14 protein-coding genes and 1 pseudogene are annotated in these 15,757 nt (G+C 66.7%); 6 read left to right on the forward strand and 9 right to left on the reverse strand.

Features of this window, described 5'->3' with window-relative positions; genetic code table 11:
* Position 1 precedes the first annotated feature (1 nt).
* From brnQ to BLT81_RS13055, 6 genes are all read right to left on the reverse strand, one after another.
* A complete protein-coding gene (gene brnQ / locus BLT81_RS01925) occupies positions 2-1,411 on the reverse strand; it encodes a branched-chain amino acid transport system II carrier protein (RefSeq protein ID WP_019193249.1) in 1,410 nt (469 codons plus the stop codon).
* 77 nt (positions 1,412-1,488) lie between these two features.
* A complete protein-coding gene (locus tag BLT81_RS01930) occupies positions 1,489-2,598 on the reverse strand; it encodes a hypothetical protein (RefSeq protein WP_019193248.1) in 1,110 nt (369 codons plus the stop codon).
* Positions 2,591-4,315, reverse strand: a complete 1,725-nt coding sequence (gene treS / locus BLT81_RS01935) for a maltose alpha-D-glucosyltransferase (protein WP_083337241.1) — start codon at positions 4,313-4,315, stop codon at positions 2,591-2,593. The genes BLT81_RS01930 and treS overlap by 8 nt, the downstream gene beginning before the upstream one ends.
* A gap of 11 nt (positions 4,316-4,326) precedes the next feature.
* Positions 4,327-5,454 (reverse strand): MalY/PatB family protein, encoded by a 1,128-nt coding sequence (locus BLT81_RS01940; RefSeq protein WP_019193246.1) that lies wholly within the window; start codon positions 5,452-5,454, stop codon positions 4,327-4,329.
* A 69-nt stretch (positions 5,455-5,523) separates the two neighbouring features.
* Entirely contained in the window at positions 5,524-7,380 is a 1,857-nt protein-coding gene (locus BLT81_RS01945) for an ABC transporter ATP-binding protein (RefSeq protein ID WP_019193245.1), read from the reverse strand.
* 67 nt (positions 7,381-7,447) lie between these two features.
* Positions 7,448-7,705: a hypothetical protein gene (locus BLT81_RS13055; protein WP_231908960.1), complete on the reverse strand. Its 258-nt coding sequence runs from the start codon at positions 7,703-7,705 to the stop codon at positions 7,448-7,450.
* Between the two features lie 15 nt (positions 7,706-7,720).
* Between BLT81_RS13055 and BLT81_RS13060 the strand changes: the two genes are divergently transcribed.
* Entirely contained in the window at positions 7,721-8,035 is a 315-nt protein-coding gene (locus BLT81_RS13060; protein ID WP_231908962.1) for a hypothetical protein, read from the forward strand.
* Here the strand turns inward: BLT81_RS13060 and BLT81_RS01955 are convergent.
* From BLT81_RS01955 to BLT81_RS01965, 3 genes and pseudogenes are all read right to left on the reverse strand, one after another.
* Complete coding sequence (locus BLT81_RS01955) at positions 8,032-9,312, reverse strand: carboxylesterase family protein (RefSeq protein WP_019193243.1); 1,281 nt, start codon at positions 9,310-9,312, stop codon at positions 8,032-8,034. The two genes, BLT81_RS13060 and BLT81_RS01955, sit on opposite strands and share 4 nt — an antisense overlap.
* Positions 9,313-9,339: 27 nt before the next feature.
* Positions 9,340-10,297: pseudogene (locus BLT81_RS01960) on the reverse strand (IS481 family transposase); the annotation flags it as partial.
* A gap of 105 nt (positions 10,298-10,402) precedes the next feature.
* Complete coding sequence (locus BLT81_RS01965; RefSeq protein WP_155860767.1) at positions 10,403-10,744, reverse strand: hypothetical protein; 342 nt, start codon at positions 10,742-10,744, stop codon at positions 10,403-10,405.
* A 108-nt stretch (positions 10,745-10,852) separates the two neighbouring features.
* Between BLT81_RS01965 and BLT81_RS12525 the strand changes: the two genes are divergently transcribed.
* The 5 genes from BLT81_RS12525 (at position 10,853) to BLT81_RS12900 (ending at position 15,605) form a co-directional block, all read left to right on the forward strand.
* On the forward strand, positions 10,853-11,185 hold the full coding sequence (locus tag BLT81_RS12525) for a hypothetical protein (protein ID WP_155860766.1): 333 nt from the start codon (positions 10,853-10,855) through the stop codon (positions 11,183-11,185).
* Between the two features lie 1,739 nt (positions 11,186-12,924).
* A complete protein-coding gene (locus BLT81_RS13200) occupies positions 12,925-13,053 on the forward strand; it encodes a hypothetical protein (RefSeq protein WP_269208312.1) in 129 nt (42 codons plus the stop codon).
* 308 nt (positions 13,054-13,361) lie between these two features.
* On the forward strand, positions 13,362-15,317 hold the full coding sequence (locus BLT81_RS01975) for a M3 family metallopeptidase (RefSeq protein ID WP_019193238.1): 1,956 nt from the start codon (positions 13,362-13,364) through the stop codon (positions 15,315-15,317).
* Between the two features lie 5 nt (positions 15,318-15,322).
* Positions 15,323-15,472 carry a hypothetical protein gene (locus BLT81_RS12530; protein WP_019193237.1) on the forward strand — a complete coding sequence of 50 codons (150 nt, stop codon included), beginning with the start codon at positions 15,323-15,325 and terminating at the stop codon, positions 15,470-15,472.
* The gene (locus BLT81_RS12900) at positions 15,465-15,605 is read left to right on the forward strand and encodes a hypothetical protein (RefSeq protein WP_019193236.1); all 141 of its coding nucleotides are present in this window, start codon (positions 15,465-15,467) and stop codon (positions 15,603-15,605) included. Before BLT81_RS12530 ends, BLT81_RS12900 begins: the two co-directional genes overlap by 8 nt.
* Positions 15,606-15,757 lie beyond the last annotated feature (152 nt).

Consider the following 15,757-nt stretch of genomic DNA (forward strand, 5'->3'; position numbering starts at 1 on the left):
CTTAGGACGCGGTGATGACCTCGCCGTCCACGGTCTCGTTCGTGCCAATTTCCATCGGCGCGCGCGGGCGGGCCAGGTCGATGATGAGGCCCACGAGGAAGGTGACGCCGACGGGCACGACCCAGCCCAGGCCCTCCTCCTGCAGCGGCGCCCACTCCACGACCGGGCTCAGCGCCTCGGCGGCCCAGCCCAGGGAGATGAAGGTCTCGATGGCGGACCAGATCACGGCGACCCAGATGGGCAGGAAGAACGCCCACGTGAAGCGGGTCCGGGCGCGGAACAGCGGCTCGACCAGCGTGGCAAAGATGAGCGTGATGGCGGGCGGGTAGAGGAACTCGATGACCGGTGCGGCGATGGAGATGACGAAGTCGAGCCCCTGGGTCGCGATGGCCATGGAGGCCACCGCGAAAATGACGGCCCAGGTGTGGTAGGAGCCCGCGAACTGCTCGGAGAAGTACTCGCCCGTGGCGGTGATCAGGCCGACGGCGGTGGTCAGGCAGGCGAGCAGCACGACGAGCGAGAACACCGCCTGGCCCGCGCCTCCCATGGTCAGGTTGGAGGCGTCGGCGAGCAGCTCCGCGCCGTTTTCGTACTGCGCGGCGTCGGGGATGACGCGGCCGATGGAGCCCAGGCCCAGGTAGATCAGGGCCAGCATGACGCCGGCGCCGACGCCGGCGAGGATGGTTCCGCCGACGACATGCTTGCCCTCGGAGAAACCGCGGTAGCGCAGGGTGGAGATGACCACGATGGAGAAGGCCAGAGCGGCGATGGAGTCCATCGTGAGGTAGCCCTCGAGCAGGCCCGAGGTGAACGCGCCGTCCGCGTAGACCTCCGCGGGCGCAGACGGCTCGGAGTCCCACTGGACCAGGGCGACCGCGATCATGACAACGAGCAGGATGATCAGCGCCGGGGTGAGGAACTTGCCCAGGGTCTGCATGATGGTGTTCGGGTTCCACGACAGCGCCAGGGCGACGCCGAAGAACGCGATGTTGAACACGGCCGAGGCGGCCAAACCCTCGAACCCGAACAGCGGGGTGACGGCCGTTTCGAAGGTCACGGCGCCGGTGCGCGGCAGCGCGTAGAAGGCGCCGATGGACAGGTACGCCAGCACCGGGAAGACGACGCCGAAGACGACGCCCGCGCGCTGCGCGAGGTCGCGGACGTTGCTGCCCGACAGGGCGATGGCGATGACGGCGAGCACGGGCAGCAGGGCGCCGGTGCCCAGGAAGCCCAGGATGGCGGGCCAGAAGTTATCGCCCGCCTGGACAGCAAGGATGGGGGGGAAGATGAGGTTACCCGCGCCGAAGAACATGGAAAACAGCGCTAACGCCGTGACGACGATGGCGGCGGGGGAGCCGCCTTTGGCGCCCGACGCGGTGTTTGCGGCGCTGGTCGCAACCGTGGAAGACATGGACAAACCCTCCTTGAGTGACGTGGAATTCACTTAGAGTAGCGTGCCACAAGGGTAAAAATCCAACTTTTTGGACACTATTGTCCCGTAGCATGGGATACGAGGGTGGCGATCGCCCCCAACGGAATGCCCACCCAGTCCGGCCGGTTGTTCGCCTCGTACACCACCTCGTACGCGGCCTTGTCCGCCACGTAGGCCTCCAGGATTGGCCCCGCCTCAACGCCGTACCCAGCCAGAAGCTTCTCGACGCCCCGCGTCTCCCACTCCGCATCGAACCCGCCCACGGCGGCGGCGTAGCCGAAGGAGCGGACCATCCCGGCGACGTCGCGCAGCGGGTGGTCCGGGGCGCGGCGCTGCTCGAGCGGGCGGGCGGGCTCGCCCTCGAAGTCGATGAGGAACCACCGCTCGTCCGTCTTCAACGTCTGCCCGAGGTGGAGGTCGCCGTGGATACGCTGGATCTGGATCCCGGTGTCCTCGTCGGGGATACGCGCGTAGAGCGCGCGCAGGCCCTGCTCGAAGCGGGCGAGCGGGGCGGCCTGCGGCAGCATCTCGTCGAGGTGCGCGTTGAGCCCCTCCCGCAGCGTGGCACCGGGGACGGTGCGGGTGCCGAAGGCCCCCGCCAGCGCCTCGTGGACGGTGCGCACGGCGGCGCCCAGCTGCGCCGGGTCGCCGAGCGCATCCGCGGTGGCCAGTTCGAAGCCGTCCGTGCCGCCGACGATGAGCTCCTGCTGCAGCGCCAGCGTCGCGCCGTCGCGCACCACGTGGCCGCGCACGCCCGCCACGTTCGGGCAGTGCGCGATGGCGGTGAGCAGCTCGACGTCGGGGTTGACTCCGCGCTCAAGGCGGCGAAACACCTTGAGCACCCACCGCTCGTCGACGACGAGCGAGGTGTTCGACTGCTCCGCCCCCAACGGGCGCGCCGTCGTGCCGCCGATGGTGCCGCGGACCTCGCCGAAGCGAGGCAGGTTGTCTAGGTACGCCTGCGCGCCGCGCTGCGTGGCCAGGGCGTCGCTATCCGCGCGGAGGAACACCTGGTAGGCGTCCGTTACTGGGCCGTGGGTGACGTCGAGGATGCGCCACTCGTACTCGCCGGCCTCCGCCCGCGCGGCCACCTCGACGGAATCGACCGGCTCGGACTTCGCGCCGTAGAAGCGCTCCCGGGCGATATCGAACACGCCATCAGACACGGTCCGCCTCCTGCGAGGAGATATCGAACCAGAAGAAACCGTGCGGGGCGAGGGTGACCAGCCAGGGCAGCTCGCCGATCGCCGGGAACTCCACGCCGCCCGACAGCTCGCGCGGCACCACCCCGTTGTAGGCGCCCAGCTGCATTTCCACCGGCTGCGGGCGCGAGCTCATGTTGTGCACGCACAGGATCCGCTCGTCGCCGTACTCGCGGATGAACGCGAGCACCTGCTCGTTGCCGTGCTCGACCTCGCTGTAGGTGCCGCGGCCGAACGCCTGGTACTGCTTGCGGATGTGCACGCGCTCGCGCACCCAATGCAACAGCGAATTGTCCCGGTTCATCTGCGACTCGACGTTGACGATGTGGAAGCCGTACTGGTCGTTGCGGATCGGGGGCAGGTAGAGCCGCTCCGGGTCGGCCTTGGAAAAGCCGCCGTTGCGGTCGTTCGACCATTGCATCGGGGTGCGCACGCCGTCGCGGTCCGACAGCCAGATGTTGTCGCCCATGCCAATCTCGTCGCCGTAGTACAAAAACGGCGAGCCCGGCAGGGAGAGCAGCAGCGCGTGCGCCAGCTCGAGGCGGTCCCGGTGCCCGCCGAGTAGCGGCGCGAGGCGGCGCCGAATGCCCACGTTGGCGCGCATGCGCGGATCGGTGGCGTAGTTTTTGTACATGTAGTCGCGCTCATCCTCGGTGACCATCTCGAGGGTGAGCTCGTCGTGATTGCGCAGGAAGATGCCCCACTGCGCCGTCGCGGGGATGTTCGGGGTGGTGCGCAAAATGTCGATGATGGGCTGCGCGTTTTCCTGGTGGATGCCCATGAAGATGCGCGGCATGACGGGGAAATGGAACGCCATCTGGCACTCGTCGCCCTCGCCCTCGCCAAAGTAAGCCACCACCTCGTTCGGCAGCTGGTTCGCCTCCGCGAGGAGGAAGCGGCCGGGGTACTCGTCGTCGAAAAGCGCGCGCACCCGTTTGATGAACTGGTGCGTTTCCGGCAGGTTCTCCGAGGTCGTGCCCTCGCGCTCGAAGAGGTAGGGGATGGCGTCGAGGCGGATGCCGTCCATGCCGAGCTCGAGCCAGAAACGGATGATGTCGAGGATTTCCTCCTGCACGGCCGGGTTGTCGTAGTTGAGGTCCGGCTGGTGGGAGAAGAAGCGGTGCCAGAAGTACTGCTTGCGCACCGGGTCGTAGGTCCAGTTGGACTCCTCGGTGTCGATGAAGATGATGCGCGAGCCTTCGTATTTTGTCGGGTCGTCCGACCACACGTAGTAGTCGCCGTAGGGGCCGTCCGGGTCCTGGCGAGACTCGCGGAACCACGCGTGCTGGTCCGAGGTGTGATTGATGGGGAAGTCCGTGATGATGCGGATGCCGCGCCTGTGGGCTGCGTCGACGAGGTTGACAAAGTCCTCGACGGTGCCGAACTCCGGTAGCACCTTGCGGAAGTCCCGGATGTCGTAGCCGCCGTCTTTCAGCGGCGAATCGTAAAACGGCGGCAGCCACAGGCAGTCCACGCCCAACCACTGCAGGTAGTCGAGCTTTTCTTCGACGCCTTTCAGGGTGCCCGAGCCGGTGCCGTTGGGGTCGTAGAAGGCGCGCACGAGGACCTCGTAAAACACGGCGTCCTTGTACCACTCGGGGTCGGGGCGCTGCCAGGGTTCTTCGACGGGGGCGGGGGGTGTGAAATCGGATGCCTGCGGTGTCTCGGTCCTCATCTCCATGCCGACTTATGTTAGTGCGAGATGGAGGCGACTGCCGTGGCGATGCGGTCGACCGCCTCGCGCAGGATCTCGAGGCTCGTGGCGAAGTTCAGCCGCGCCTTGTTCTCGCCGCCGGGGCCGAAGGACGTGCCCTCGTTGAGCGCCACCTTCGCGTGTCTGCGCAGGTAGGCGGCCGGGTGGGAGGTGTCGAGCGCCGTGCCTGAAAAATCGAGGAACATGAGATACGTCGCTGCCGGCACCTCGAAGCTAATGCCGGGGATCTTCTGCGGCAGGGTGTCTATGAGCCAGTCGCGGTTGCGCCGCAGCACTTCCACCTCCTCGTCGAGGAACTCCACGCCGTCGCGGTAGCAGGCCTCGGCTGCGAGGATGCCGAGGGTACCGGTGCCATCCTTCGCCACCCCGGTCAGCCCCGCAAACACCTCGACGTCGGCGTCGTTGGACAAGATCAGCTGCGCGCACTTCAAGCCCGCGACGTTCCACGCCTTGGAGGTGGCGGTGACGGTGATGCACACGTCCGGGTTGTTCTTCGCCGCGCACACGTGGCGGCCATCAAAGACGAGGGGCGCGTGGATTTCGTCGACAAGCACGCGGCCGCCGTAGCGACGGGCGATCGCGCAGATCTGGTCGAGTTCTTCGTCCTCGAAGATCCAGCCGCCGGGGTTGAAGGGGTTGGTGACGATGATCGAGCCGGCCCCGTTCCTGAACGCCGCCTCGACCTCCATCAGGTCAAGACCGCCGGTGCTGCCGACCTCGACGCGGCGCCGCCCCGCCGTCTCCGCGATTTCGAGGAACGGGTGGTAGGCGGGGACGGGGATGATGACATCCCCGTCGGTGAAGTACATGATGGCCAGCAGGAGGCCGCGCACAACGTCGGGGACGGGGAAGATCTTGTCCTCGTCGGGGCGCCACGCGTAGCGCTCCCCGTAGAAATCGGCAAGGGCTTTCGGCAGGCCCTGGGCGTGCGGGGGCGGGGTGTAGCCGAAGGACTCCCGTTCGACCGCGCGCTCGAGGGCGGCCTTGACGGCAGGGGCGGTGGGGAAGTCGCTTTCCGCGACCCACAGCGGAAGGACGTCCTCGTCGAACTGCGTCCATTTGCGGGTGCCGCGGGCTCTCAGTGTGCTCAGATCGGGGAACTCCATGTGCCCCCACGGTAGTCACACGCAGGCGCACGGTGGGCTCCCGCGCCCTGGGTGCGCCGATGTCGGTGGTTACTCGTTGTCCGGCCCGTCGATCCGGAAGCCAAATTCCTTGAGCCGTGCGCGGTCCGCCGCGCTTGACGACGCCGTCAGCTGAAGCAGCTCGGAGTAGATGCCGCCCGAGGCCGCGAGCTGCGCGGGCGAGCCGATCTCGTCGATGCGCCCGTCGGCAAGCGTGATGATGGTGTCCACGTCCGCGATGGTGGACAGCCGGTGGGCGATCATGATGGTGGTGCGGTCTTTCATCAGCTCGTCCAGACCCGCCTGCACGGCCCGCTCGCTCTTGGTGTCGAGTGCAGAGGTGGCCTCATCCAGGATGAGCACGGGGGCGTCTTTGAGCATGGCGCGGGCCACGGCGACACGTTGCTTCTGCCCGCCGGACAGGCGCAGGCCGCGCTCGCCGATGACGGTGTCGTAGCCGTCGGCGAAGTGAGTAATAAAGTCGTGGGCGTTCGCGCGTGTGGCAACCTCCACGATCTCCTCGAAGGTGGCGTCCGGCCTGCCGTAAGCGATGTTGTCGCGCACCGTCCCGGAGAACAGCGCGGGTTCCTGGAACACCACGCCTGTCGACGCCCGGAGGGTCTCCACGCCCAGCTCTGCGACGTCGTGCCCGCACAGGGTCATGGTGCCTTGCTGAATGGGGTAGAGGCCGAGTAGAAGATTGACCAGGGTAGACTTGCCGCCGCCGGATTCTCCGACGAGCGCGATCTTCTCGCCTTCGCGGGCGCTGAAGGTGATGTCCCGGAGCACGGGCTCACCGGGGCTGTACCCGAAGGTGACGTGGTCGAAGGCGATGACCGGTTCGCGCACAGGCAGGGAGACGGGCGCAGTGGGGGTGAGCGTCGGTGCGTCGGAGGCGGAGGCCGCGGCGACGATCTGGCGGTTCGCGGTAGGCTCGGTGGGCTCGTCCATGACGGCGAAGTAGTCCCGCGAGCCCGCGATGGCGCGCTGGGCGGAGTCGACGATCCAGCTCATCATTTGCACGGGCTGGCGGGCCATGGTGACCATCTGCAGCAGCATCACCATCTCGCCGATGGTGAAGTGGCCGGACAGGGTGCGCAGGAAAAGGATGAGGTAGATGCCGAGGAAGATCGCGGTCATGGCCACGCCGCGGATTGAGTCCATGGAGTGCCACCAGCGCGACTGGGGCCGGGTCAGGGCGACGGTGTCCGCGTAGCCGCGGCTGAAGGCGGTGAGCTCGCGCGGTTCCGCCACGAAGGATTTGGTCACCTTGACCTGGCCGACGACCTCGGCGAAGCGCCCGTTCGCCTCATCCACGCGGGCGTTTTTCTCGCTTTCGAAGCCCTGCCAGCGCCGCGAGGTCAGCGCCGTGAGCCAGGTGTAGAGGGGAAACAGGATGGCCAGCAGCACCGTCAGCGGCCAGTAGTAGTAGGCCGTGATGGCGAGGATGGCCACCACCTGCAGCAGCATGGGCAAGAAGCTGTTGGAAAAAGACTGGACGAACTGGGTGACGTTGGCGATGGAGCGGTCGAGGCGCGCGATGATCGTCCCGGTGACCTGCGAGTCAAAGTAGCGCTGCGGCAGCGCGAGGAGCTTGGCAAAGTAGCGCGTGGACAGGATCTGACGCATGCGGGCGACCATGACGTCGCCGAGGTAGCCCGAGCCGTTGCGCAGCAGGGCGGCGCCGGCTTGGGCGGCGAACAGCGCGACGGCCAGCCAGGCGATAGTGCGGGCCGAGGCGGCAGGTGGGGCGTCGGAAAGCGTTGCGACGATGATGTCCGTCGCTTCGCGGATGATGAAGGGGGAAGCCAGTTCGAGCGCGGCGACGGCGCTGGAGAGAAGGACAATAGCGAGGTAGAAGGGCCACAGCGCCGACGCGCTGCGAAGAACACGCGTGAAAGCCTGCATAATTGTCCGATGCTAGTCGGGCTGTACAGTAGAGAAGAATTGCTCGGTGCTCCACGCGCGCGAGCGGCTAGCAGGACGACAGAAATGGGGAAACCTCGGCCATGATTGCACGCCTCACCCGCCACGCCGCGGTGGCCACCGCCGCCGCGCTCGCTGCGCTGACCCTGTCCGCCTGCGGGGCAGAGGACAACACGTCGCCGGCGGCCGACGCGGAAATTGAGGTGACCACACCCACCGCGGACCCGGACAAAGAGTTCGAGGTCAATGACGCCGACCAGGTCACCACCGACGAGATCCAAGGGCAGAAGGTCGCCGATCCCGGCATGGACGTCGCCTTCGCGTGGCAGGGGACGAACGTGGCCACGAACGGCGGCACCATCGTCATCGTCGCGGTCACGAACAACTCGGAGGTGCCCATGCCCCCGAGGCCCTCGGCCAGCCGACGCTGTCCTACGCCACCGACGGGAACAACAAGCAGGAGGCCCGGCCGTTGGACCCGCAGGAATCGGGCGTCAACCAGGTCGGCCTCGACCTGCCGCTGGGCCCGGGCGCGACGACGAACCTGAAGTACCCCTTCGACGTCGCCCCCGGCAACCTCTGGGACGCCGAGTTCAGCATCGGCAACGTCACCTTCGAGGGCAACCTGAACAACTAGCCGGCGCTGAACGCGCGGCGCACGTAGCCCAGCGGGTCCTCGACCACCTCGCAGCCGGGGCCGTCGATCTCCGCGCGCAGCACCGAGCGCCCGGGGCCGTACTGCGGCCACCCCGGCCGCGCCCCGCCGCAGTAGTCCACGAGCCACGAGTTCAGGCGCGTGCCGGGAGTAAACAACGTCTCCAGCTCGCCGGAGTGGCGCAGCGGCCCGTACGCCGAGGTCAACTCCGCCTGCCACAGCGGGCCTGGGGCGCCCTCGGCGACGGCGTCGACCCAGCGGCGGATGAGGCTGTCGCTGAAAAATCGCCCGCTCACGTTGGCCGGGCTGAGCGCGCGCGCCTCGCCGATGTAGGAGCGGTAGCGCGCGAAGGGCAGCCCCATGCGTTTGCCCAACCCGCGCAGCGTCACCACGCCTAACCCCCGCGCGTCGGCGAAGGCCCCGGTCGCGTACATCTCCTCGCGCGTGGAGGTGACCACAATGTCCACCTCGGCGAGCTCCGCAGGCTCCAGCGGGGCGGGGCCGAGGGCCATGTCCGTGAAGTAGAAGGTGCGCAGGCGCCGGTAGGCGCGCTCAAGCCGGGCCGGTGCCGTGCGGGACAGTGCGTTGAGCTTCGACCTGGTCAGCGGCGCGCCGAGCGCCGAGCGCAGGACGGGTTTTCGCGCGTCGTACGACATCCGGGGAAACGCCGGGGACAGGGAGAGCACGCGGCGGAACTCGCCGCGGTAGTGGTCGCGCCGCGACAGCCACAGGGTCAGCGCCGCCCCGGCGGACTGGCCCACCACCGTGACGTTGGTCGGGTCGCCACCGAAAGCCTCGATGTTGCGCTGGATCCATTCCAGCCCGAGCTGGCAGTCGTGGACGGCGCGGAAGTGCGAGGGCGCATCGTCGGGGAAACGGGCCAACCCCGCCAGGCGCAGGCGGTACCCCAGCTGCACCTGGATCACCCCGCGGCGGCACAGGCCGACGGCCCCGGTGCGCGGGTCGGCGTGGGTGCCCTCCTCGAAGCGGCCGCCGTGGATGAAGACCATGACCGGCAGGTCCGCGCCGGGCCGCGCGGTTGCGGGGGTGGTCAGGGACAGGGCGGTGTCGTCGGGGCGGGGCGTTGTGGCGTCGATAAGCGAGCTCGGCTCGGCCGCGAGCGCGTCGTTGAAGGGGGCGGGGATGCGCGAGTACGCGATGGAATGGAAGCGGCGCACGCCCTCGTCCTCGTGCACCACGCCGCGGACGGTGCCGGCGGGGCAGTCGACGTCGACGGTTCGTGTGCTGCTTCGGCTCATGCGCGTCAAGTCTAGCGGCGGCCCCGTGACGTTGTGAACGCGTTGTGCGGAGGTAAAGCCGTCGATGGCGGTGTGGGCTCGATGGTAGCTGTAGTCGTGGATGAATCCCGTGTATGTCTGCTGACAGGGCTTTTTCGCTGCTGTATGGGCGTGTGTAGGCCCATTCCCGCAAATGAACCGTTCTACCTTGTCGTTGGTCTGCGGCCGGTGCGGCTTGGTGTAGACATGCTTAATCGTGCCCAGGGGCGGCGTTGAACGTCGTGGAACGGTAGCAGGCTCCGTTATCGGTCATCACCCGTGTGACCTCGACGCCGTGGGCGGAAAAGAACGCACAGGCACGCTGCATAAACCCGGCTCCGGTGTCTTTCTTCTCGTCGGTCAGGATCTCCGAGTACACCATCCGTGAGTAATCGTCGATGGCGTGATGCAGGTAGGAAGATCCCCGCCCCGCGGGCGCACCAGCCTGTCTTTGTGCGTTGCGGGCGCGACCCGCCCGGCGATCCTGTGCACAGCCACGCCCGTGCACGCGCCAGCCCCCGCCGCCGGGAATGCGACCGAGCTTTGTGGTGTCGATTTGGATCATGTCCCCGGGGTTGGCTGCGTTCATAGCGCGCTGGTGGTGCTGTGCGCACCGGCAAGCCCTGTGGCGTGGTCGATGCAGGCGGGTTTCGGCATGGTGTAGCGCGCGACACCGAGGTGGTAATCGATACGGTGTGGGCCCCACGGGGGGAAACCGCAGTGTGATGATGCGGCGCTGGGTGCGCACCGGCAGCTGGTGTGGGCACCTGCGGGGCCGACTGGACCGGTCGCTGAGCCCTTCGCCGCGGCGGGCCCGGCTCACCCACCTGTTGACGGTGGCTGGGGCGACTTGGAAGCGTTCAGCGGCTCGGCGCTGCGTCCATCCGTGGGGCCATCCGTGGGTGATGACCAGCTCAACCATCCTTGCTCTGCCGGTCGGGATCAAAGGTGCGTTACGGTGTGTCATGGAAGCCTCCGTGGTGGATGTTCGAATTGGTACCTACACCACTACCGGAGGCTCCCCCATCCGCTCACACCGTTCACAACCTCCCGAAGAAGTACAGCTAGCCGTTTAAGCCAGCGCCTGATTTCTCCGGTAGCGGTAAGCGAGAGCTGCTACTCCCCCCACTGTTAGCGCCAGGAAAACCGGCAGATCGGTAATGACGGTAAGAACGACACCGCTGACAATCAAAACGGCGTCCACTACCTGATTTCCCAGGCTGTACTCCTTTCGATCTGAAGTAGCACCCGTTATATTTGGCCAGAAAATAACGGCTACCAGGTCCAACGCGCCTAACGCCAGCATGAGGGCTCCCGGAGTAGTGCTACCGAGCAGGAAAAGCGCGGCACCCAGCACCACAATTAAGGCCCCAACAGCGAATACTCTTCTTTCCATAAAAACATTCTCCGTCACGTGATAGGGCTAGTAGCTCGACCTACTCTTTTCACACTACCGAAAGAATAGTAATGACCCAGAAGAAGTTCTTAGCAAGAATGCTCGCTCTGCCTCACGCTTTCGCCGTTGCCTTTTCAGGCGGAGGAGTTGCCTTGGCTCGCATTCCCGGGAGCAGCGCCCCTATCCACAAGCCAAACCAGCGGCACATCCACTGACCACATCATCACACCTGATGGCACTGCAACCGTCATTGAAGATCTCGAAAACGGAACCATCGCCGTTATTGATGAAACCGGACAAGAGGCAGTCTTTGACCGGGCCGAAATCCTGGACCTGGCCGCCCACATTCCCACGAGCAAGCAGGACGGCCGGATCGCAAAAACTGCCTCTGTAGGTGCGGGAACGCGCGCATATCTGTGCAACCTCTTTGCTGGCGTAGCTGCCGGCGCCCAGAACTGAGCTTGGCAGACCGCCCTTGCGATCGCCAAGGTTCACCCCGGGGTCCGTGCGTTAGTAGCAGGTGGACAGGTCGCGTTCTGGGCTTTCATTACCACTCAGTGCTAAACCCCAACCGAGATATCAACGCGCCCCTGAGATAGAAAACAGGGGCGCGTTTTTGTTCACTATCTATCCTCGCCGCCCGCTCTTCCGCCTTGCCCTCCGCCGCTGAGCACGGTTGGGCCTCACGGTGGGTTGTGTTTCCTGCGGTAGTTCAGTGATGTCCACGAGCTGGCGGGCAGCCCGGATGAGCTCTCCACTCTGGTCGGTCGTACGTGCACGATTGAGAAATCTGACCAGGTCGCCGAGATGATGCGGATGCTCATCGACGAATACTATGACGGTGTTATTGCCCGCTTTTTCTTACTGCTCCCCTCCGCTGCGCCGCGCGGCGTTTTTTGACTCGTCTGCGGTGAAGCGGCCGACGACGGAGGATTGGTCGGGTGCAAGCCCTGGCGCCGCGCGGAGTCCACGAGCGCCTGGGCGGCGATCGGCAAGCGCGGCAGCTGAGCGGGCAGCCCGCCCCGGTCGACGGCCACGCTGATGGCCTCGAGTGTCTTCGCAGCGTCGGCCGGGCGTTGCTCCGGGGTCGGAGTCGCCGGCTCGACTGGCAGGGTCATCTGCGCCCGCGCGGCTTCTAGCTCGTCGGCGTGCTCAGCTTTTGTGCGTGCTCGGTGGGATGCATGACGGTGAACCGGACAACAAAACCGCGACCGCTGACCACGGGAATCCGGCCGCGGCGGAATCGGCCCCCCGCACCACTCACACGTGCCTTGATCGTTCATGCGCCCTGGGCCAGCTGCCGGGCGAGCACGCGGGCATCGCGGGATTCGTGGGTCTCCAGGCCGCTCAATTTAGAGTACGCGCGCTAAAATTTCTGGGGAATCAAAGGGCCGCCACCGGCGCTGGTCACAACGTCGGAAACCGAAAGCCAGATTATCGCCAAAGGGGTAGTGCTGTTGGGCAGTGCTTGGTTGGTAGGACCGTTTATGCGCACGTGTGACGAGGCAGGTGTGAGACGAGGCGGAGCACCGAGCTAGCGCTCGAGCTAAGCACCGCTGAGGACGGCTGGGACGAGCAGTAGCCAGATGGCGCGCGGTCAGAGCACCGGTCAGGAGCAGATCGAGTCCTGAGGGGATCGCGACTAGAAGGTAAAAGCGGGGAAGCAGCGAGGAAGGGTGGCGGTGACGTTCCCGCACTCCCCACACGAACATGGCAGTGATCAACACGCCCAGGGCCCACAGGAACGGGCGTGTCGGATACGCCACCATCGAGACAGAGGCCACATCCCCCAGCGACAGGGCTGCCACGGCGCCCACAACCACCAGGTTCCAGATCGAATACTTCACCCGGCGGCCGGGTTCTCCTCCAGCCATGTCTACACCCTAGAACGCTGCGTGCTCCACGGAGCCACGGAAATCGACGTTACTCAGGACTGACCCCTTCATGCGCACGAGTCACGGAGCAAGACAGCGCGCAGCGGTGCCGCGGCTGGCCGCTCGGCGGTTCGGCGGTGCGGCCACGAGATGCTCGACGCCAGGACCCGCAGTGTGGAGCGGACGGAAGGTACCTCAGCTAGCGTCGAAGACTGGTTACCTCGTCACCAAAAGCGCGTTACCGAGCAAGGATCTGCCTCTTCCCCAGGAACAAACTTTGCTGTTTGCCGTCGTTTTCCTAGCGACCTTCCTGCCCCCGCCCTCGTGCTTCCTGCGCTCTCCGCCGCCCTGGGCGAGGCTGTGGGCATCGTGGCGTTCGTCATCACGGTTGTTGTCGCCGGCGCTCTCGGCATCTGGGTAGGCAGAAAAGCCGCGGCAGCGGCAAAGGTGTAGCGCCCCCGCCCTCAGCTTCGGGCATGTTGACCGCTCTCACGGCCACAGAGAGCCGATCGGCGTCGGCGACGAGCTCCTCCCAACCCTCACCGCTTCTGTTCATCCACCGCGATCCCTTCTCGGCTACCGCGCGAGCGCTGACGCGCTCGCTTACTCACTCAATTATCGGCGACCACCTAGCTGCTTGGCGCCGCCCCTCGCAGCAACACGCCGTTTGCAGATCATCTGACGCCGGTGGAAACCCTCGATCTCTATACTCGTTCCCGAGGAGGTACGTCTAGCGGCGGCCCCGCGTAGGATGGCGCTCCATGAGCACCAACCCCCTGCTGAGCCCGTCCCCCCTGCCGTACAACCTGCCGGATTTCCGCGCGATCCGGCTCGAGCACGTGGAGCCCGCGTTCGACGCGGCCCTTGAGCGCCACCGGGCCGAGCTCGCCGCGATCCTCGCGGAGGACACCCCCACCTGGGAAAACACGGTCGAGGCGCTCGAGCTGTCAGGGGCTGATCTGGAGCGGGTGACCGCGTGGTTTTTCAACCTGCAGGGCACCGACACGACCCCACAGTTCGACGAGGTGGCTGACCGTATCGTCCCGCGGCTGTCGGCGCACATCGACGCGATCTACCAAAGCTCCGCACTCTACGAGCGCGTCGCGGGCCTTGAGGCGCCGCAGGACACCGAGTCGCGGCGCCTGCACGATACGCTGCTGCGCACCTTCGTCCGCCGTGGCGCCGCCCTCGACGAGGAGGGCAAGCAGCGGCTCACGCAGATCAACCAGCGCCTCAGCGAGCTGTCCGAGCTCTTCGGGCGCAACCTGCTCGCCGATACGCGCGCACTCGCGGTGCGTTTCGAGCGCGAGGAGCTCGAGGGGCTCAGCGACGCCCAGCTCGAGTCGCTGCGCACCGACGACGGCTACGTCGTCCCCATCGAGCTTCCCACCACCCAATCGCTGCAAGCCGAGCTGACCAGGCCAGAGTCTCGCCGCACGCTTTTCGACGCCTCCCGCGCCCGCGGCCGGTCATCCAACCCGGCCCTGGTTACCGAGTCCGTGCGCCTGCGCCAGGAGCGCGCGAAACTCCTCGGCTTTGACACCCACGCCGACTACGTCATCGCCGAGGAGACCGCCGGGACGGCGCAGGCGGCGCGCCAGCTCATAGCCGACCTCGCCCCGGCCGCGGCGGCTAACGCGGAGGCCGAGCGCAAGCTCGCCGGCGAGCTCGCGGGCCACGATGTCGACGGCGCCGACTGGCCCTACTGGCAGGCCCGCCGCCGCGCCGACGAGCTCGGCGTCGACGAGGCCGAACTGCGCCCCTACTTCCCGCTCGAGCGCGTGCTCCGCGACGGCGTCTTCTACGCCGCCCACCTCCTCTACGGCATCACCGTGGAACGCCGCGAGGACCTGCACGGCTACCGCGACGACGTCCACGTCTGGGAGGTGCGCGAGGCCGACGGCACCGGCATCGGCCTGCTGCTCACCGACTACGCCGCCCGCCCCTCCAAACGCGGTGGGGCGTGGATGAGCTCCTTCGTCGACCAGTCCCACCTACGCGGCACGAAGCCGGTGGTGGTCAACGTCATGTCGCTGACCTCCACCTTGCTTACTATCGACGAGGTCACCACCGTCTTCCACGAATTCGGCCACGCCCTCCACGGGCTGCTGTCCAACGTGCGCTACCCCTCGCTCTCCGGCACGAACGTGCCCCGCGACTGGGTGGAGTTCCCCTCCCAGATCAACGAGAACTACGCCTTCGCCCCGGAGATCGTGCGCAACTACGCCCGCCACGTCGACACCGGGGAGGTCATCCCGGACTCCCTGCTCGCCGCCGTGCGCGAGGCCCGCCAGTTTGGCCAGGGCTTCGACACCGCCGAGTACCTGGCCGCCAGCGCCATCGACCTCGCCTGGCACAGCCTCGACGGGGAGGTACCCGACGACATCGACGCCTTCGAGGCCGCCACACTCGCCGAGTACGGCCTCGACATCGAGGGCCTCGAACCCCGCTACCGTTCGACCTGGTTCAACCACATCTTCGCCGGCGGTTATTCGGCGGGGTACTACTCCTACCTGTGGGCCGAGGCACTCGACGCCGACGGCTACGAACTCGTCGAAACCGAAGGTATCAACCGCGACACCGGGGCGTCTTTCCGCGACAACATCCTGAGCAAGGGCGCCTCCGTCGACTACGCCGAGGCCTACCGCGCCTTCCGCGGCCGCGACAAAGACACCCGCCCCCTCCTCGTCCGCCGCGGCCTCGCCGGGAGCGTGTAAATACAGTGCCGGACATCTTCTCGCTCAGCCCGTGGATCCAGCTGCCGCTAGTTCTCCTCGTCGCCCTTCCGGTAGCAGGAGTGATCGCCGCGCTGGTTCTCCGCGCGATGGACTGGATCGCCGGGCTGTGGACTAAGGTGAAAGACCATGGCTAACCCCGAGGAGCTGCGCCGGCAGGACCAGCAGTTGCCGCGCGCCAAGCGCAAGTACCCGAAGTCCCGCGTGACCCAGGTGATGTGGGTCATGGTGGCGCTGGTGCTCATCGCCGGGCTGGTCAGCGTGCTGTAGAGCGCCGCCTCCGCTGCGGAAGGCGCAGGCTGCGTTAAGGTCGACTTTTCAGGTGCCCTGGTCGACCTCAGCGAAATCCCGCGGGCAAAACCCCAGGTCGCGCGGCCCGGAAATGCGTTGAGGTCGACTAGTCCGCCTGCTCTGGTCGACGT

Source organism: Corynebacterium timonense, assembly GCF_900105305.1.
GTDB classification, from domain to species: Bacteria; Actinomycetota; Actinomycetes; order Mycobacteriales; family Mycobacteriaceae; genus Corynebacterium; species Corynebacterium timonense.